Origin of the sequence: Micromonospora sp. SD12, assembly GCF_052068495.1 — a bacterium.
In the GTDB taxonomy this organism is placed as follows: domain Bacteria; phylum Actinomycetota; class Actinomycetes; order Mycobacteriales; family Micromonosporaceae; genus Micromonospora; species Micromonospora echinofusca.
On sequence record NZ_JBQHDF010000002.1, the window covers coordinates 109,763 to 124,453 of the forward strand.

15 protein-coding genes are annotated in these 14,691 nt (G+C 74.8%); 6 read left to right on the forward strand and 9 right to left on the reverse strand.

Annotation, left to right across the window (positions count from 1 at the left end):
- Window positions 1-108 precede the first annotated feature (108 nt).
- The gene (locus tag ACTMS2_RS04290) at window positions 109-1,533 is read left to right on the forward strand and encodes an amino acid permease (protein ID WP_441174203.1); all 1,425 of its coding nucleotides are present in this window, start codon (window positions 109-111) and stop codon (window positions 1,531-1,533) included.
- Here the strand turns inward: ACTMS2_RS04290 and ACTMS2_RS04295 are convergent.
- The 7 genes from ACTMS2_RS04295 to ACTMS2_RS04325 form a co-directional block, all read right to left on the reverse strand.
- The gene (locus ACTMS2_RS04295; RefSeq protein WP_441174204.1) at window positions 1,497-2,180 is read right to left on the reverse strand and encodes a 4Fe-4S single cluster domain-containing protein; all 684 of its coding nucleotides are present in this window, start codon (window positions 2,178-2,180) and stop codon (window positions 1,497-1,499) included. The two genes, ACTMS2_RS04290 and ACTMS2_RS04295, sit on opposite strands and share 37 nt — an antisense overlap.
- Window positions 2,173-3,135 carry a ComEA family DNA-binding protein gene (locus tag ACTMS2_RS04300; protein ID WP_441174205.1) on the reverse strand — a complete coding sequence of 321 codons (963 nt, stop codon included), beginning with the start codon at window positions 3,133-3,135 and terminating at the stop codon, window positions 2,173-2,175. The genes ACTMS2_RS04295 and ACTMS2_RS04300 overlap by 8 nt, the downstream gene beginning before the upstream one ends.
- A complete protein-coding gene (locus ACTMS2_RS04305; RefSeq protein WP_089001817.1) occupies window positions 3,119-3,334 on the reverse strand; it encodes a DUF2997 domain-containing protein in 216 nt (71 codons plus the stop codon). The genes ACTMS2_RS04300 and ACTMS2_RS04305 overlap by 17 nt, the downstream gene beginning before the upstream one ends.
- Window positions 3,331-3,783, reverse strand: a complete 453-nt coding sequence (locus tag ACTMS2_RS04310; RefSeq protein ID WP_441174206.1) for a hypothetical protein — start codon at window positions 3,781-3,783, stop codon at window positions 3,331-3,333. The genes ACTMS2_RS04305 and ACTMS2_RS04310 overlap by 4 nt, the downstream gene beginning before the upstream one ends.
- 31 nt (window positions 3,784-3,814) lie before the next feature.
- The gene (locus ACTMS2_RS04315) at window positions 3,815-5,446 is read right to left on the reverse strand and encodes an AAA family ATPase (RefSeq protein WP_441174207.1); all 1,632 of its coding nucleotides are present in this window, start codon (window positions 5,444-5,446) and stop codon (window positions 3,815-3,817) included.
- A 155-nt stretch (window positions 5,447-5,601) separates the two neighbouring features.
- Window positions 5,602-7,074, reverse strand: coding sequence for a serine hydrolase domain-containing protein (locus ACTMS2_RS04320; RefSeq protein WP_441174208.1), 1,473 nt, complete (start codon window positions 7,072-7,074; stop codon window positions 5,602-5,604).
- A gap of 146 nt (window positions 7,075-7,220) precedes the next feature.
- Complete coding sequence (locus tag ACTMS2_RS04325; RefSeq protein ID WP_441174209.1) at window positions 7,221-7,733, reverse strand: ArsR/SmtB family transcription factor; 513 nt, start codon at window positions 7,731-7,733, stop codon at window positions 7,221-7,223.
- A gap of 105 nt (window positions 7,734-7,838) precedes the next feature.
- On the opposite strand from ACTMS2_RS04325, the gene ACTMS2_RS04330 reads away from it, so the two are divergent.
- Together ACTMS2_RS04330 and ACTMS2_RS04335 are read left to right on the forward strand one after the other, a co-directional pair.
- On the forward strand, window positions 7,839-8,771 hold the full coding sequence (locus tag ACTMS2_RS04330; RefSeq protein ID WP_441174210.1) for a ParA family protein: 933 nt from the start codon (window positions 7,839-7,841) through the stop codon (window positions 8,769-8,771).
- On the forward strand, window positions 8,768-9,304 hold the full coding sequence (locus tag ACTMS2_RS04335) for a hypothetical protein (RefSeq protein WP_441174211.1): 537 nt from the start codon (window positions 8,768-8,770) through the stop codon (window positions 9,302-9,304). Before ACTMS2_RS04330 ends, ACTMS2_RS04335 begins: the two co-directional genes overlap by 4 nt.
- Before the next feature lie 33 nt (window positions 9,305-9,337).
- Here ACTMS2_RS04335 and ACTMS2_RS04340 read toward each other — a convergent pair whose 3' ends face one another.
- Window positions 9,338-10,318 carry an MBL fold metallo-hydrolase gene (locus ACTMS2_RS04340; protein ID WP_441174212.1) on the reverse strand — a complete coding sequence of 327 codons (981 nt, stop codon included), beginning with the start codon at window positions 10,316-10,318 and terminating at the stop codon, window positions 9,338-9,340.
- Between the two features lie 154 nt (window positions 10,319-10,472).
- A complete protein-coding gene (locus ACTMS2_RS04345; protein ID WP_441174213.1) occupies window positions 10,473-11,432 on the reverse strand; it encodes a serine hydrolase in 960 nt (319 codons plus the stop codon).
- 59 nt (window positions 11,433-11,491) lie between these two features.
- Here ACTMS2_RS04345 and ACTMS2_RS04350 point away from each other — a divergent pair, with 59 nt between their 5' ends.
- The 3 genes from ACTMS2_RS04350 to ACTMS2_RS04360 all read left to right on the forward strand — a co-directional run bounded on the left by ACTMS2_RS04350 (window position 11,492) and on the right by ACTMS2_RS04360 (window position 14,645).
- On the forward strand, window positions 11,492-12,448 hold the full coding sequence (locus tag ACTMS2_RS04350) for a LysR family transcriptional regulator (RefSeq protein ID WP_441174214.1): 957 nt from the start codon (window positions 11,492-11,494) through the stop codon (window positions 12,446-12,448).
- Window positions 12,449-12,786: 338 nt separating this feature from the next.
- Window positions 12,787-13,797, forward strand: a complete 1,011-nt coding sequence (locus tag ACTMS2_RS04355) for an ATP-binding cassette domain-containing protein (protein WP_441174216.1) — start codon at window positions 12,787-12,789, stop codon at window positions 13,795-13,797.
- Window positions 13,794-14,645, forward strand: a complete 852-nt coding sequence (locus ACTMS2_RS04360; protein ID WP_441174217.1) for an ABC transporter permease — start codon at window positions 13,794-13,796, stop codon at window positions 14,643-14,645. The genes ACTMS2_RS04355 and ACTMS2_RS04360 overlap by 4 nt, the downstream gene beginning before the upstream one ends.
- The last annotated feature ends 46 nt before the right edge of the window (window positions 14,646-14,691 follow it).

Genomic DNA, 14,691 nt, shown 5'->3' on the forward strand with positions numbered 1-14,691 from the left:
GGCCCGGGTGTCCTCGTTGGAGATTTACCGGCGTCGTTGCCGGGTACCCGCATGGGCATCGCAGCCGGCGGGTCGGGCACGCCGGGCGGGTCGGGAAGGGGGACGACGATGACCTCCACGGGAAGGACGACGGGCGGCGGCGGGACGGGGATCTTCCGTCGCAAGCCGGTCGAGGAGATCGCCGACGAGACCGGTGACGGGCTGGCGCGCTCCCTCGGGCTCTGGCAGCTCACCGCCATCGGGGTGGGCGGCATCATCGGCGCGGGCATCTTCGCCCTGGCCGGCGCCGTCGCGAGCGAGACGGCCGGCCCGGCCGTGCTGGTGTCGTTCCTGATCGCCGGGCTGGCCAGCGCGGCGGCGGCCCTGTCGTACGCCGAGTTCGCGGGCATGATCCCCAAGGCCGGCTCGGCCTACACCTACGGCTACGCGGTGCTCGGTGAGGCGGTGGGCTGGTTCATCGGCTGGGACCTGCTGCTGGAGTACACCGCGATCGTGGCCGTCGTGGCGATCGGCATCTCCGGCTACTTCTCGTTCCTCGTGGGCGAGCTGGGGGCGGACCTGCCCGCCTGGATGCTGGGCGCCCCGGGCACCGGCGAGGGGCGGGTGGTCGACCTGTTCGCGGTGATCCTCTGCCTGTTCATCGCCTTCCTGCTGAACCTGGGGATCAAGTCCGCCGCCCGCTTCGAGACGATCGTCGTCGGGCTGAAGATCGCCGTGGTGCTGTTGGTCGTCGTGGTCGGCTTCTTCCACATCCGCACCGAGAACTACTCGCCGTTCTTCCCCTTCGGGGTGGGTGGGGCGTTGACCGGCGCGGCCACGGTCTTCTTCGCCGTGTTCGGCTACGACGCGATGAGCACCGCCGCCGAGGAGTCGAAGGACGCCCGCCGGCACATGCCCAAGGCGATCATCTACTCGCTGGCGATCTCGATGGTCCTCTACGTGCTGGCCACGCTGGTGCTGACCGGCATGCAGAACTACCGGGACATCGACCCGGAGAGCGGCTTCTCCTCGGCGTTCGCCTTCGTCGGGCTCTCGGGCCTGGCCAGCGTGATCGCCGTCGGCGCGATCATCGGCATCCTCACCGTGATGTTCACCTTCATGCTCGGCGTCACGCGGGTGTGGTTCTCGATGAGCCGGGACGGTCTGCTGCCGGGCTGGTTCGCCAAGCTGCACCCGGTCCGCCGGGTGCCGAGCCGGGTCACCTGGATCGTCGGCGTGGGCTCGGCCCTGATCGCCGGCTTCCTGCCGATCCGGGAGGCGGCGGAGCTGACCAACATCGGCATCCTGCTGGCCTTCGTGGTGGTCTGCGTCGCGGTGATCGTGCTGCGCTACCGCCGCCCGGACGCGCCGCGTACCTTCCGGCTGCCCGGCATGCCGGTGGTGCCGGCGCTGGGCGCGGCCTTCTCCCTCTGGCTGATCACCTACCTGGCGCCGGAGACGTGGCTGCGCTTCGCCGTCTGGTTCGTGCTCGGCGCGATCATCTACGCCCTCTACGGCTACCGACGCTCGGCGCTGGCCCGCCGCCGGGGCTGAGGGCGGGCCACCGACGCCAGCAACTCGTCGAGGGCGTCGACCTCGGCCCAGCCGTTCACCGCCACGCGGCCGGCGGCGTCGACGGTCACCTCGACCCGGTCGGGGCTGCGCGACACCTCGTCGAGCAGGCCCGGGAAGCGGCCGTCGAGCAGCACGAACTCCTGGTTGGTGGAGCCCACCCAGGGCCGCCGGGTGTCGATCCGGTCGGCCAGGAACGGCCCGGCGACGAGGAGGTCGGTCGCCGCGAGCAGCGCCGCGACGTCGTCGCGGCCCGCGTCGACCGCGCGACGCAGCCGGGCCGTGGTGTAACCGGTGAAGGTCATCACCGAACGACCGGCGGCGCGTACCCCGGCGGCGACGACCGCCAGCGGGGCGGCCTGGTCGAAGGGCTCGCCGCCCAGCAGCGTCAGCCCCTCGGTGCCGGCGTCGAGCACCCGGCGCATCAGGTCGGCGGGGGCCACCCGCTCCCCGCCACGGAAGGTCCACATATGCGGGTTGAAGCAGCCGGGGCAGCGGATCTCGCAGCCCTGCACCCAGACGGCCGTCCGCTCGCCCGGCCCCTCGGCGCGGGTGGCGGCCAGGAAGCGGGCCACCGCCACCGTCCGCGCCCCGGCCGACGGGCGGGGCGCGGGACCGTCGTCAGACATCGAGGACCCGGCCGGGCGGCGGCTGCCCGGGCGCCGGCCCGGCGGGCGGGACGCAGTCCAGGGTGTCGCGCAGGCGCGCGTACTCGTGGGGGGCCAGGTTGGCGGCGGCGGCGAACTCGGCCAGGCTGCCGAAGGACCCGCGCCGCTCCCGCTCGGCCAGGACCTGCCGGGCGCGCTGCGGGTCGAAGCCGGGCAGCGCGGCGAGGGCCTCCGGCCCGACCGTGTTGACGTCGACCTTCCCGGACTCCCCGTCGGCCCACGGGTCCGACGGCGGCGCGAGCGGCTCGGACCCGAAGGAATCGACCGGCTGGTACGGCACCATCGTCGGATCGGCCGGCGCGGGCGGCTGTCCCACCGGCGACCCGGGCGGCTGGGCCGCCGGCCCGAACGGTTGGGGCGGGTACGGCGACGCGGCCTGCGGGTAACCGGCCGACGGGGGTGGGTAGGCGGCCGACGGGTACGGGGACGGGTACCCCGCCGGTGAGCTGGGCGGGTACGTCAGCGTCATGCCCGGATAGGGGGCGGGCACCGGACCGGCGGGAGCCGCCCGGGGCAGCGGGGCCAGCGGGTACGCCCCGCCCGGCCACGCCGCCGCCGACCTGGCGCGGCGGTGCGTGAGCCAGCGCAGCCACGCCGGGTTGATCAGCGCGGCGTGCAGGATGCTGGACGCCCAGACGGCCAGGAGCACACCGACCGCCCAGTCGCTGACGGCGCTCTCCTTGTCCGACTCGCCGACGAGCATGAACGCCGTCCAGCCCACCACGGCGTAGACGATGCCGGGAATCCACCACGCCGCGCGGCGGGCCCGCGCACCCACGTAGATGAACCCGAAGCCGCCGAGGCAGCTGCACCCGAGGACGGGCAGCAGCAGCCACCAGCTCTGCAACACCTGCCAACTGGCGCTCGGCCTCGGCACGGCCGGGGGCGGCCAGCCGGGGCTAGGCGCGTTCGACATCGCGCTCCTCCTGCCGCGCGGGCACGGCGGCGCGCTCGTGGTCGGCGGTGTACGCGCTGCGTACCGTGCGGGCCGCCAGCAGGTCCTCCAGCACGGCGACGTAGTCGAGGCAGCCGTCGCCGAGCACGTCCCGGGTCTCGGCGCTCACCACGCCCTCGCTGGTCACGGTGACCACGATCCGTGGCTGCCGCGCCGTCACGACCGGCCCTCGACGGCGAACACCAGCCGGACGCTCGCGTCCTCGGCGACCTCTTCGGACTCCAGGCGCAGCCCGGCGGTGGGGGCCTGCTCGCGCAGCCGCTCCAGCACCGCCCGTTGGACCTGCCGCCCGTACGCGGCGTCGATCGCCCGGACCGCCTCGACGGCCCGCTGCTCGTCGACCTCGCCCGTGAAGTGGGCCGACCAGATGCTGTCCTCACCGCGCCGGAAGCCGGCCCGCACGTCGGCCCAGTCCGCGACGATCGCGTCGGGCTCGGCGGTGACCACCGCGGCGGTGTCGCGCAGCGCGGCGACGAGCAGCGTCTCGTCCCGCATCCGCGTCTGCACCTCGCAGACGACGTGGCCCTGCCCGTCCCGCCCGGCGGTGGCGGCGTGGGTCGCGGCGACGGCGGCGACGGCCAGCGGCAGGAGTATCAGTGAGACGCTCATCGGGACCCTTCCGTTCGTGTCGACGCCCACACTAGAACTCGACCGCCCGTCCGCCCTGACCCCGCTGCGGCCCCGGGCCGCCGGGCCGGGACCCGCCGGGACGGCCACCGAGATCCCAGTCCTCGGCGGCGGTGGCGGCGACGGCGCGGGCGTCGGCCCAGGAGCGTACGGCGTCGATGCGTTCCGCCTGGGTGACGCTGAGCGGCACCATGGCGACCAGGGCCCGGATCAGGTCGTCGCGGCGCAGTGGACGCCGTTCGGCGAAGGCGTCGAAGAGCCCCCCGACGACGGCCTGCTCGATCTCGGCCCCCGAGTACCCCTCGCTGAGCCCGGCCAGCTCGCCGAGCAGGGCGTCGTCGGGCGTCAGGGCGCCGGCGACGGCCGGGTTGCGCAGCCGCCGGGCGAGGTGCACCCGCCAGATCGACGCGCGCTCCGCGCGGGTCGGCAGGTCGACGAAGAAGATCTCGTCGAAGCGCCCCTTGCGCAGCAGTTCCGGGGGCAGCCGTTCGAAGTCGTTGGCGGTCGCGATGACGAAGACGGGCCGGGACTTCTCCTGCATCCAGGTCAGGAAGGAGCCGAAGACCCGGGCGGAGGTGCCGGAGTCGTTGGCCCCGCCGACGAAGCCCTTCTCGATCTCGTCGACCCACAGCACGCAGGGGGCGGTCGCCTCGGCGGTCCGGATGGCGGTGCGCATGTTCTGCTCGCTCGACCCGACGAGCCCGGCGAAGACGCGTCCGACGTCCAGCCGCAGCAGCGGCAGGCCCCAGGCCGAGGCGATGGCCTTCGCGGTCAGCGACTTGCCGCAGCCGGGCACGCCGGTGATCAGCACGCCCCGGGGGGCGGGCAGCCCGTACGCCGCCGCCTCGGCCAGCCAGGAGCCGTCCCGCTTGGCCAGCCAGCGCTTCAGGTTCTCCAGCCCGCCGACGTCGGCGAGGTCGACCGCGGCGTCGACGAACTCCAGCAGCCCCGACTTGCGTACGGTCTGCCGCTTCTCCTCGTGCACCACGGCGAGGTCGCCGCCGTCGAGCACGCCGTCGTTGACCATGGCCCGGGCGAACGCGTTCTCCGCCTCGTGCAGGGTGAGCCCGAGGGCCGCCTTGGCGAGCCGCTCCCGGCCGAGGTCGTCCAGCGCGATCCGGATCCGGCCGGTCGCGGAGTTGGCGGCGATCATGCCGTCCAGCACCCGCCGGATCTCCGTCTCGGTGGGCAGCGGGAAGTCGACGATCGTCACGTCCTTCTCCAGCTCCACCGGGATGTGCAGCACCGGCGAGACCAGGACGAGGGTGCGCGGCACCGGGCCGGCCTTGAAGGCCGCCACCACGTCCCGCAGCCGGCGGATGACGCCGGGGGTGCCGGGCCGGTCGCCGCTGCCGTGCGCGGGATGCAGGTCCTTGAAGATCAGCACGCTGGGCTGGTCGACGCGCAGCGCCACGGCCAGCGCGTCGTCGGGGTCGGTGGTGCCCTTGCGGGTGGTGCCGTCGGGCTGCACGAGGCCCGTCGTCAGCGACCAGGCCCACACCGCCCGGGGCGTACGGACGAGGGTGGCGTCCCGGGCGACGGCGCAGACCTCGGCGACCACCCGCTGTTCCTCGGACGACTCGACGTAGAGGACCGGGAAGCGCGCCTTGAGCAGCTGCGACAGCGTGTCGCGGAACGGCACCACACGCGCCCCCTTCCCCCGGACCGCAGAGCGACGCGACTCTAACAGCCCCACCCGCCCCCGGCCCGGGCGTCGATCACGAGGTCGTCGGCGCGTACCCCGGCGTCTCCCCCGCCGACCTCGTGACCGCCGTGCGCCCGTCCGCCGGGGCGCGGGGTTCAGGGGCGGGCGATGATCATCACGGCCAGGGCCGCCAGGAGGGCGGAGAACGCCGCCGAGGTCAGCCGCCGCCACGGCGGGGCGCCGGCCAGCGGCGGCAGCCCCCGCCAGCGGTACGCGGCCAGGACGATCCCGGCCGCCGAGAGGCCGGCGCCGAGCAGCCAGAGCCAGCCGGGCACCACCGACCAGTTGCCCAGCCGGTGCCCGAGGCCGAGGTAGAGCACCGCCCAGGCGACGGCGGGCGCCAGGGTCAGCCGGTCGGGAGCCCGGCGGACGGCGCCGAGCAGGCTCAGCCCGCCGAGGAAGGTGAACACCACCGCGAGCCCCGCGGTGATCCAGACGGGCAGCGGCGGGCCGTCGCCGTCGGCGTCCCGCGCCGGTACGCCGAGCAGCCGCAGGGCGATCGGCTCGACGCCCTTGTCGGTGTTGCCGAGCACCACCACGCCCCGCCCGGTGGCCCGCTCGAAGCCGAGGTAGGTGCGGAAGCCGCCGGTGCCGCCGTTGTGCCAGACGATCTCGCGGTCGCCGTACCGGGTGGTGAACCATCCGTAGCCGATCCGGTTGCGGTCGTCCTCGGTGAAGCGCGGGGTGGCGGCGTCGGCGCCGGGGGCGGTGCCGGCGAGCGTCGCGCCGAGCAGCCGGGCCAGGTCCCCGGCGGTCGACCAGGGGCCGACTCCCGCCGGCGCGTAGCCGTCGGCGACCCAGGGCTCGGCCGGGCGACCGCCGGCCGTCGAGCCCTCGGCGTGTCCGGGCGGCAGGGCGTCGGCGTCGGTCGCCACCACGGTCGACGTCATGCCGAGCGGTCGCAGCAGCTCCCGGTCGAGCAGCTCCGGGTACGACGTGCCGGCCCGGGTGGCGAGCGCCTGCCCGAGCAGGGCCACCCCCAGGTTGGAGTAGTGGACCTCGCCGCGCCCGTCGCCGGGCTCTTCGCTGCCGGCGGCGTCGACGAGCCGACGCGCGTCCCGACCGGCGTACGGGTTGCCGCCGGTGACGTTCGCCCACCAGGTGTCGACCACGTCCCCGACCGAGGTGACCGCGAGCCGGGGCAGGCCGGAGCGGTGGCTGGCCAGCTCGGCGAGGGTGACCTCGCGGGCGGGCCCGGTCAGCGCGGGCAGCAGGGCGCCGGCCGGCTCGTCGGGGCGTACCGCGTTGGTCGCGACCTGCCGGGCGAGGAGCATCCCGGTCATCGCCTTGGTGATCGAGCCGATCTCGAACGGGGTGCCCGGTTCCACCGGCCCACCGGCCGGGTCGCGGTCGCCCAGGCCGGCGGTGCGGACGAGGCCGTTCTCCAGCACGGCGACGGCGAGGCCACGGTGGCCCTCCGGGTCGGGCACCGCCGCGCGGACGTCGGCGGCCAGCGCGGCGTCGCCGGTGCTCTGCCCGCCCAGTCGGGGCGCGCGCGGCATGATCCCGATGGCCGCGACGGCGGCGACGAGGCCGACGACCAGGGCGAGGGCGGTTGGCTTACGCATTGGTGCTTCCCTCCGTCGGGGGCTTTCGGCGGGTCGGCACCCACCGGGCCCGGCGAGGCGTCAACCGGGCGACGGCGGTGGGCGGCGGGTCAGCGGCGGGCGACGGCGGTGCGGCGGTCAGCGGAGTGCGGCGCCGGTGCGGCGGGTCAGCGGCGGGCGGCGGTGAGGATGGCCAGCAGCGGCACGACCCGTTCGGCCGTGACGGCGTAGCGGCCCCGGCCGGCGCTGTGCAGCCAGCCGGCGGCGGTGAGCTGGCGCAGGTGGTGGTGCAGTTGGCCGGTGGTGCCCAGGCCCTCGATCTCGGCCAGCTCGCCGGTGCCGTGCCGGCCGCCGAGGATCTCCCGCAGCAGGCGCAGCCGCACCGGATGCGCCAGGGCGCTCAGCACGCCGGCCAGCTCCGTCCAGTCGCCCGCGAGCACGTCGTCGACCATGCGCCCGTACTGCCAGTCGTAGCGCTGGTCGTCGAGGCGGACGGTGCCGGTGTAGAGCACCGCGCCGCCGCCGTCGGCCGGAATCCGTTGTTTCAGCCCGTCGAGCGCCCAGAAGACGTCGCCGGCCGCCGGCGCCGCCTCGACCGGGGGCGTCGCCGCCCCGAAGCGCTCCATCAGGGCGGCGACCTGCGCCTCCAGCGCACTCAGCCGTTCCTCGATCTCCGCCACACGTCGATAATACGAACATACGTATTTACGAGCAAGAGCGGGTCCCGGAGCGGGTGCCGCACCGCTCCGGCGGCCCGCTACCGTTCCCGGTCTGGGGAGGTGCCGGTGTACGTCGTATCGGTGATCAACTACAAGGGTGGGGTCGGCAAGACCACGGTGACCGCCAACCTCGGTGCCGAGCTGGCCAACCGGGGGATGAAGGTGCTGCTCATCGACCTCGATCCGCAGGCCAGCCTGACGTTCGGCTTCTACGATCCCGACGACTGGCGGGACCGGCTGCGCGACGGCCGGACGGTGAAGCGCTGGTACGACGGCCTGCGCGGGGACGTCCCCGCGACGCCCCTGGGCGAGCTGGTCGTCTCACCCGGCCCCGCGAACGCGCGGCTCACCGGCGCGGGCCGGCTCGACCTGATCGCGTCCCACCTCCAGCTCGTCGACATCGACCTGGCGCTGGCCCGGGCCGTGGCCGACGGCGACGAGTACGACCGCGAGCTGTTCCGGGTACGCGGCTCACTGGCCGAGGGCCTGCACGACGACGCGCTCGGCGGCTACGACATGGTGCTCATCGACTGCCCGCCGAACTTCAACGTGGTCACCCAGTCGGCCATCATCGCCAGCGACCACCTGCTCATCCCGGCGAAGGCCGACTACCTGTCCACGTTGGGCATCGACTACCTGCACGGCAACGTCCGGGAGCTGGTCGACCAGTACAACGCCGACGCCCGCCGGTTCGCCACGACCCGCCGGCACCACAAGGTCGCCCCCGGCGTCGCCGGCGTGGTGTTCACCATGATCCAGGTCATGGCGCAGCGGCCGATCGCCGCCCACCAGGGCTACATGGACCAGGTGCGGGCGCTCGGCCTCCCGGTCTTCCCCACCTCCCTGCGGGAGAACGTCACCGCGTTCGCCACGAACGCCCCGCGCGGCGTGCCGGTGGTGCTCCGCGACCGGGTCGCCACCCCGGCCGTCCGCGACGAGCTGCGCCAGCTCGCCACCGAGTTCCTCGACCACCTCCAGCCCGAGCGGGTCGGGGCGTGACCGGGTCGGCCCGCGACGTCGCCGAACTGGTGGCCGCGCTGCTCCGCGCGCTGCCCGCCGCCGACCTCGCCGCGCTGGCCGAGGGACGGGCCCGCCTCGCGGTGGTGCCGGTCGACGCGGCGCCGCCCGCCGAGCCGACCGATCTGCTCGCCTCCGCCGGGAACCCGGCCACCGACGGGGCCACCCCGGCCACCGCGCTCCCCGACCGGGCCGCCCCGGCCACCGCATCCTCCGACCGGATCACCCGCGCTGGGCGCCCGGGCACGACAGCCGCCGCCCCCGCCCGGCTGCCCGCCCGGCGGGCGGCACCGGCGCCGGACCCGAACCGGGCCCGCGCCGCGCTGGCGGCCATGGCCCGGCGCGACGACGGTACGGCGTACCTCTCCGGCTGGACCGCCCGCGACCTGCGGGTGCTCGCCGCGAGCCTGGAGCTGCGCGGGGTCGCCGGGCTACGCAAGGCGGACCTCGTCGGCCGGATCGTCGACCGCACCATCGGCTACCGGCTCGACTCCGCCGCCATCCGCCGGCTCTGATCCGACCGTGGCGGCCCCGGCCACCGGCCGTCCTCAGAAGTGGTATGCGGTGTGGTACTCGGGCACGATCACGCGGCTGCGCGGGGAGACCCGACGTACGGCCGCGACGAGCGCGTCGAGCCGCTCGCGGTCCGACGGCGCCACGGGCACCGGGTTGCGCAGCTCGGTCTCGAAGTTGTCGAAGTGCACCGGCACCACCACCTTCGGCCGGTCCAGGGCGTCGAGCAGCCGCTCGGCGTAGTCGGCGGTGGCCGTGCTGCTGGGCAGCGCGACCATGGCCACGTCGGGGGCCAGCCCGGTCAGGTTGCGCTCGGCGAAGTCGCTCGCGCCCATGAAGAACACCGACGGGCCGTCGGAGACCCGCAGCAGGTAGGCGAGGGTGTCGCCCTCGGGCAGGTCGGCGATGGTCGCCGGCTTCGGCGGCGGGCTGACCCGTACGCCGGGGAAGGCCATCGAGTAGGACGCGTTGCGGCTGTGCAGGGAGCTGACGACCTCCACGGTGTACGCGCCGAAGTCCAGCACCTCCCCGCCCCGCACCGGGCTTAGCCTGCCCGACGGCAGCCCGTACGCGAGCCCCAGGTGGTAGGCGGTGAGCGTGCCGATCACCCGGGCGCCGGTGCGCCCGACGATGTGCGGGGTGTCCATGTAGTGGTCCCAGTGGGTGTGCGTGACGAGCACCGTCTCGGCCCGGTCCACCAGGGAGTCGACGACGTCGGCGCGGACCTTCAGCTCGGTGGCCTGGTCGAAGGCGCCCTTGAACAGCCCGGTGTCGATCCGGCTGAGGAACGGGTCGACCAGGACCGTCCGGTCGCCGATGTCGATGCGCCAGGCCGACGTACCCCACCAGCGGAAGCTGACCGGGCCGCGGCGGCGGCCCACCGGGGCGGCGGCGACCGGTGCGGTGGTCGGCGGCACGGCGTGCGCCGGGGCGGCGCCGGCGAGCCCGCCGGCGGTGACCAGCGCGGTGCTGGCGGCGGCGTCGCGCAGGAAGCGGCGGCGGTCGAGGTTGGGCATGCGGAACTCTCCCCGTCGTGGTGCTGATCGGTCGGTGCCGAGCCAATCAGCACGAACCCCGCACGGTCCAAGATCCGGGTCCGACACGGTCGATATCCGCCGGCATATCGGGCCAGCTCGGCGGGGTCTTCGGCGGGGTCTCGCGGCCGGAAAGTCAGCCGGCGCGCAGGGCCTCGACGGCGGTCCGGGCGGCCTGGCCCATCGCCAGGTCCACGTCGATGCGGCGGGTGGCGAGTTGGCTGGCGCGGACGAAGACGGCGACGGCGTACCGGCCGCCGTCGGGATACTCGACCACGCCGGCCTCCAGGTGCAGGCCCGGCAGGGTGCCGGTCTTGCCGGCCACCCGTACGCCGGGCGGGAAACCCGAGGCCAGCCGGGTCCAGAAGAGCTGCCGGGCCATCCAGCCCCGGACCATCTCGCACGCCTCGGGCGGGCCGGCCTCGTCCCGCCAGATCAGGCCGAGCAGCCGGGTGATCTCCCGGGCGGTGCTCGACGTGGTGTGCGCCGGGTCGAACATCCGCATCGCGCGGACCCGCTCGGGCGGCAGGGTCGGGAAGATCCGGGCGAAGTCCGCCTCGGTACGCGCGCCGACGTCGGCGAGCATCGTCTCGACCAGCTGCCGGGGGCCGCCGACGATCCGGGTACGCGGCAACCCCAGCTCGGCGGCCAGCATCGGCAGCACGTCCGCCCCGACCCGGCGCAGCAGCAGGTCGGCGGCCGTGTTGTCGCTGACCGACATGGCGAAGTACGCCAGGTCCCGCAGCGACACCTCGGCGTCGTCGGCGCAGCCGGCGATCCCCCACCCGCCGAGCCGGTCGTCGGCGGTGACGAGGACCCGCTCCCGGGGGTCGAGCTGGCCGGCGACGACCTGCCGGGCGAACTCCAGCACCAGCAGCACCTTGAAGATCGAGGCGATCACCACCTGCTCGTCCGCCCGGAGGGCCACCTCCCGCCGGCCACCCGGCCGTCCCGCTCCCCCGAGCCCCGGCCCTCCCGGCCCCGCCTGTTCGTCGGCCGCGTCGCAGCTCCCGTCGGGCGCGTCGAGGTCGACGGCGTGCAGGCAGCCGACGACCCCGGCCCGTTCGAAGATCCCGCCGATCCGCTCCGTCGCCACCTGCGCACCGTAGCCGCCGCCCGCCGGCCCGCGTCGGGGCGCTGGCGTAGGGTCCGGCCGTGGACCTGCTCCGGCACCTGCGCCACTTCGTGGTGGTCGCCAACGAGCTGCACTTCGGTCGCGCCGCCGAGCTGCTCGGCATGGCCCAGCCGCCGCTGAGCCAGTCCGTGCAGCGCCTGGAGCGGGAGCTGGCGGTCGAGCTGTTCGACCGCTCCCGCCGGCAGGTGCGGCTGACCGTCGCCGGCCAGTTGCTCCTCGGCGAGGCCGAGGAACTGCTCGCCGGGGAGGGCCGGCTGCGCAACCTGATGCGGCAGGTACGCGACGGGGTGTCGGGGGTGCTCCGGGCCGGGGTGCCGCCGGAGACCCCCGCGGTGACCCTGCGCGAGCTGCTCGACCGGCTGGCCGGGCGCGCCCCCGGCCTCGACGTGGACCTGCACGAGCTGACCAGCGGCGAGCAGGAACGGATGCTGGGCGAGGGGCGGCTGGACGTCGGCCTGCTCCACCACCCCGTCACCGACGGCGGGCTGCGCCTCGGCGCCGCCGTCGACGTACCGCTGGGGGTGCTGCTGCCGCGCGCCTCGACGCTGGCCCGGGGCCGGGAGGTCGAGCTGGCGGCGCTGGCCGGCCTGGACCTGGTGACCGCGCCCCGGGCCACCGCGCCCGGCTGGCACGACCACCTGCTGGAGGTCTGCCGCCGGCACGGGTTCACCCCCGGCCGGGTCCGCCCGGCGCGCAACCCGGAGTTCCTCTTCGGCCTGGTGCTGGCCGGCGGCGGGGTGGCCGTCGAACCGGCGGCGACGGCCCGTCGGGAGCCCCGGATCGCCTGGCGGCCGATCGCCGGATCACCCCTGGTCCGACGCACCTCGGCGGCCTGGCCGCGCCGGGCCGCGCATCCGGCCGCGCCGATGTTCGGGCAGCTCGCGGCGGAAGTGCTCGCCGACGGGTCGGAGCCCCCGCCACCGCCGCCCACGCCGTCGCCCCGCCCCTGGCCGGTGCTCTTCGACGAGCCGGCCTGACGCCCGCCGCCCCGCCAGTTCCGATCTGGCGGGGCGCTGGCCGTCGTCTAGCGCCTCCCGGGTGGGACCGGAGCCGGGAGGGGGACCCCGACGTACAACCACAGCTTCCCGGGCTCGTTGAAACAGAGTCGACCACGCGTACGACGGGTGGCCGAACCGGTCGGCATCGTGTCGTACGGGTGCGGTTCCATCGGCCGGTACCCGACCGGCTCCGCACGGTCTTCAACCGCGCCGCACGCCGGCACGACGGGCTACGTCGGCCGGGTGGACCCGCGCGACGGTCGTGCCCCGCGCCCGTACGTCTCCTGAACGTGTCACGCATGAGGAAGGTAGAACGCATGAAACGCACCACCGGCCTGGCCATCGAGGCCGAGGGCCTGACCCGGTCGTTCGGGGACACCCGGGCGCTCGCCGGCATCGATCTCCAGGTCCCGGCCGGCACCGTCTACGGCCTGCTCGGGCCCAACGGCGCCGGCAAGACCACGGCGGTACGGGTGCTGGCGACGCTGCTGCGCCCCGACGGCGGGCGGGCCCGCGTCTTCGGTCACGACGTCGTCACCGAGGCCGACGCCGTACGCGCCCGGATGAGCCTGACCGGCCAGTACGCCTCCGTGGACGAGGACCTGACCGGGCTGGAGAACCTGATGCTCCTCGCCCGCCTGCTCGGGCACCGCAAGCCGGCCGCCCGGGCGCGCGCGGAGGGCATGCTCGCCGCGTTCGGCCTGACCGAGGCGGGCGACCGGCAGGTCAAGAAGTACTCGGGCGGCATGCGGCGGCGCATCGACATCGCGGCGAGCATCCTCAACACCCCCGACCTGCTCTTCCTCGACGAGCCGACGACGGGGCTGGACCCGCGCAGCCGCAACCAGGTGTGGGAGATCGTGCGGGCCGTCGTGGCGCACGGCACGACCGTGCTGCTGACCACGCAGTACCTGGACGAGGCCGACCATCTCGCCGGCCGCATCGCGGTGGTGGACCACGGCCGGGTGATCGCGGAGGGCACCCCGGGCGAGCTGAAGTCCTCGGTCGGCTCCGGCACCGTCCACCTGCGACTGCGCGACCCCGGGCAGCGGCCGGAGGCGGAGAAGCTGCTCCAGGCGGCGCTCGGCGTACCGGTGCAGCTCGCACCCGATCCGGTCGCGCTCACCGCGCGCGTCGGCGGGGCCGGCAGCGACCTCGACGCCGGCGCGCAGGCCGCCCGCGCGCTCGGCGACCTGGCCCGCGCCGGGATCGTCGTCGACGACTTCTCCCTCGGTCAGCCGAGCCTGGACGAGGTCTTCCTGGCCCTGACCGACCACCCCGCCGTCGCGGCCGACGAGCGGGACGATGAGCTGGAGGCAGCCCGATGAGCAACGCCACCACGACCGGGCGCGCCCCGTCCGTCTACGTACCGTCGGCGGAGGCGCTCTCCACCGTCCTCGCGCCCGGCGCGCGACCGCCCCGACCGAGCGCGCTGTCGGCGTCGCTCGCGTTCGGCTGGCGCGCGCTGCTGAAGATCAAGCACGTGCCGGAGCAGCTGTTCGACGTGACGGCGTTCCCGATCATCATGGTGCTGATGTTCACGTACCTGTTCGGCGGCGCCCTCGCCGACAGCCCGCGTGACTACCTCCAGTTCTTCCTGCCCGGCATCATGGTGACGAGCGTCGTGATGATCACCATGTACACCGGGGTGGGGCTGAACACCGACATCGAGAAGGGCGTCTTCGACCGGTTCCGCACGCTTTCGGTCTGGCGGCCCGCCCCGCTGGTCGGCATGATCTTCGGCGACGTGCTGCGGTACGTGCTGGCGGCCGTGGTCATCCTCGGCGTCGGGCTGGTGCTGGGGTTCCGGCCAGACGGGGGGCTGCCCGGTGTGCTGGCCGGGATCGGCCTGCTCGTGGTCTTCTCGTTCGCGTTCTCCTGGGTCTGGACGTTCTTCGGTCTCGTCCTGCGCAGCGAGAAGTCCGTGATGGGGGTGAGCATGATGGTGCTGTTCCCGCTGACCTTCCTCAGCAACGTGTTCGTCGAGCCCGCGACGATGCCCGGCTGGCTCCAGGCGTTCGTCAAGGTCAACCCGATCACGCAGCTGGTGGCCTCGGTACGCGCGGTCATGTCGGGCACGTCGGACGCGTCGGCCACGATGTGGACGCTGCTGTGGAGCGCCGGCTTCGTGGTGGTCTTCGGCACGCTGACGATGTACCGCTACAACCGCCGCTGACCGATCCACCGGACGGGCGTCGCGTGGGTCGCGGCGTCCGTCCGCC

Bases quoted from the DNA above. Each gene is read 5' to 3' on its own strand.
- ACTMS2_RS04290 (WP_441174203.1), top strand. From the start codon at position 109: ATGACCTCCACGGGAAGGACGACGGGCGGCGGCGGGACGGGGATCTTC.
- ACTMS2_RS04295 (WP_441174204.1), bottom strand. From the start codon at position 2,180: ATGTCTGACGACGGTCCCGCGCCCCGCCCGTCGGCCGGGGCGCGGACG.
- ACTMS2_RS04300 (WP_441174205.1), bottom strand. From the start codon at position 3,135: ATGTCGAACGCGCCTAGCCCCGGCTGGCCGCCCCCGGCCGTGCCGAGG.
- ACTMS2_RS04310 (WP_441174206.1), bottom strand. From the start codon at position 3,783: ATGAGCGTCTCACTGATACTCCTGCCGCTGGCCGTCGCCGCCGTCGCC.
- ACTMS2_RS04320 (WP_441174208.1), bottom strand. From the start codon at position 7,074: ATGCGTAAGCCAACCGCCCTCGCCCTGGTCGTCGGCCTCGTCGCCGCC.
- ACTMS2_RS04340 (WP_441174212.1), bottom strand. From the start codon at position 10,318: ATGCCCAACCTCGACCGCCGCCGCTTCCTGCGCGACGCCGCCGCCAGC.
- ACTMS2_RS04355 (WP_441174216.1), top strand. From the start codon at position 12,787: ATGAAACGCACCACCGGCCTGGCCATCGAGGCCGAGGGCCTGACCCGG.
- ACTMS2_RS04360 (WP_441174217.1), top strand. From the start codon at position 13,794: ATGAGCAACGCCACCACGACCGGGCGCGCCCCGTCCGTCTACGTACCG.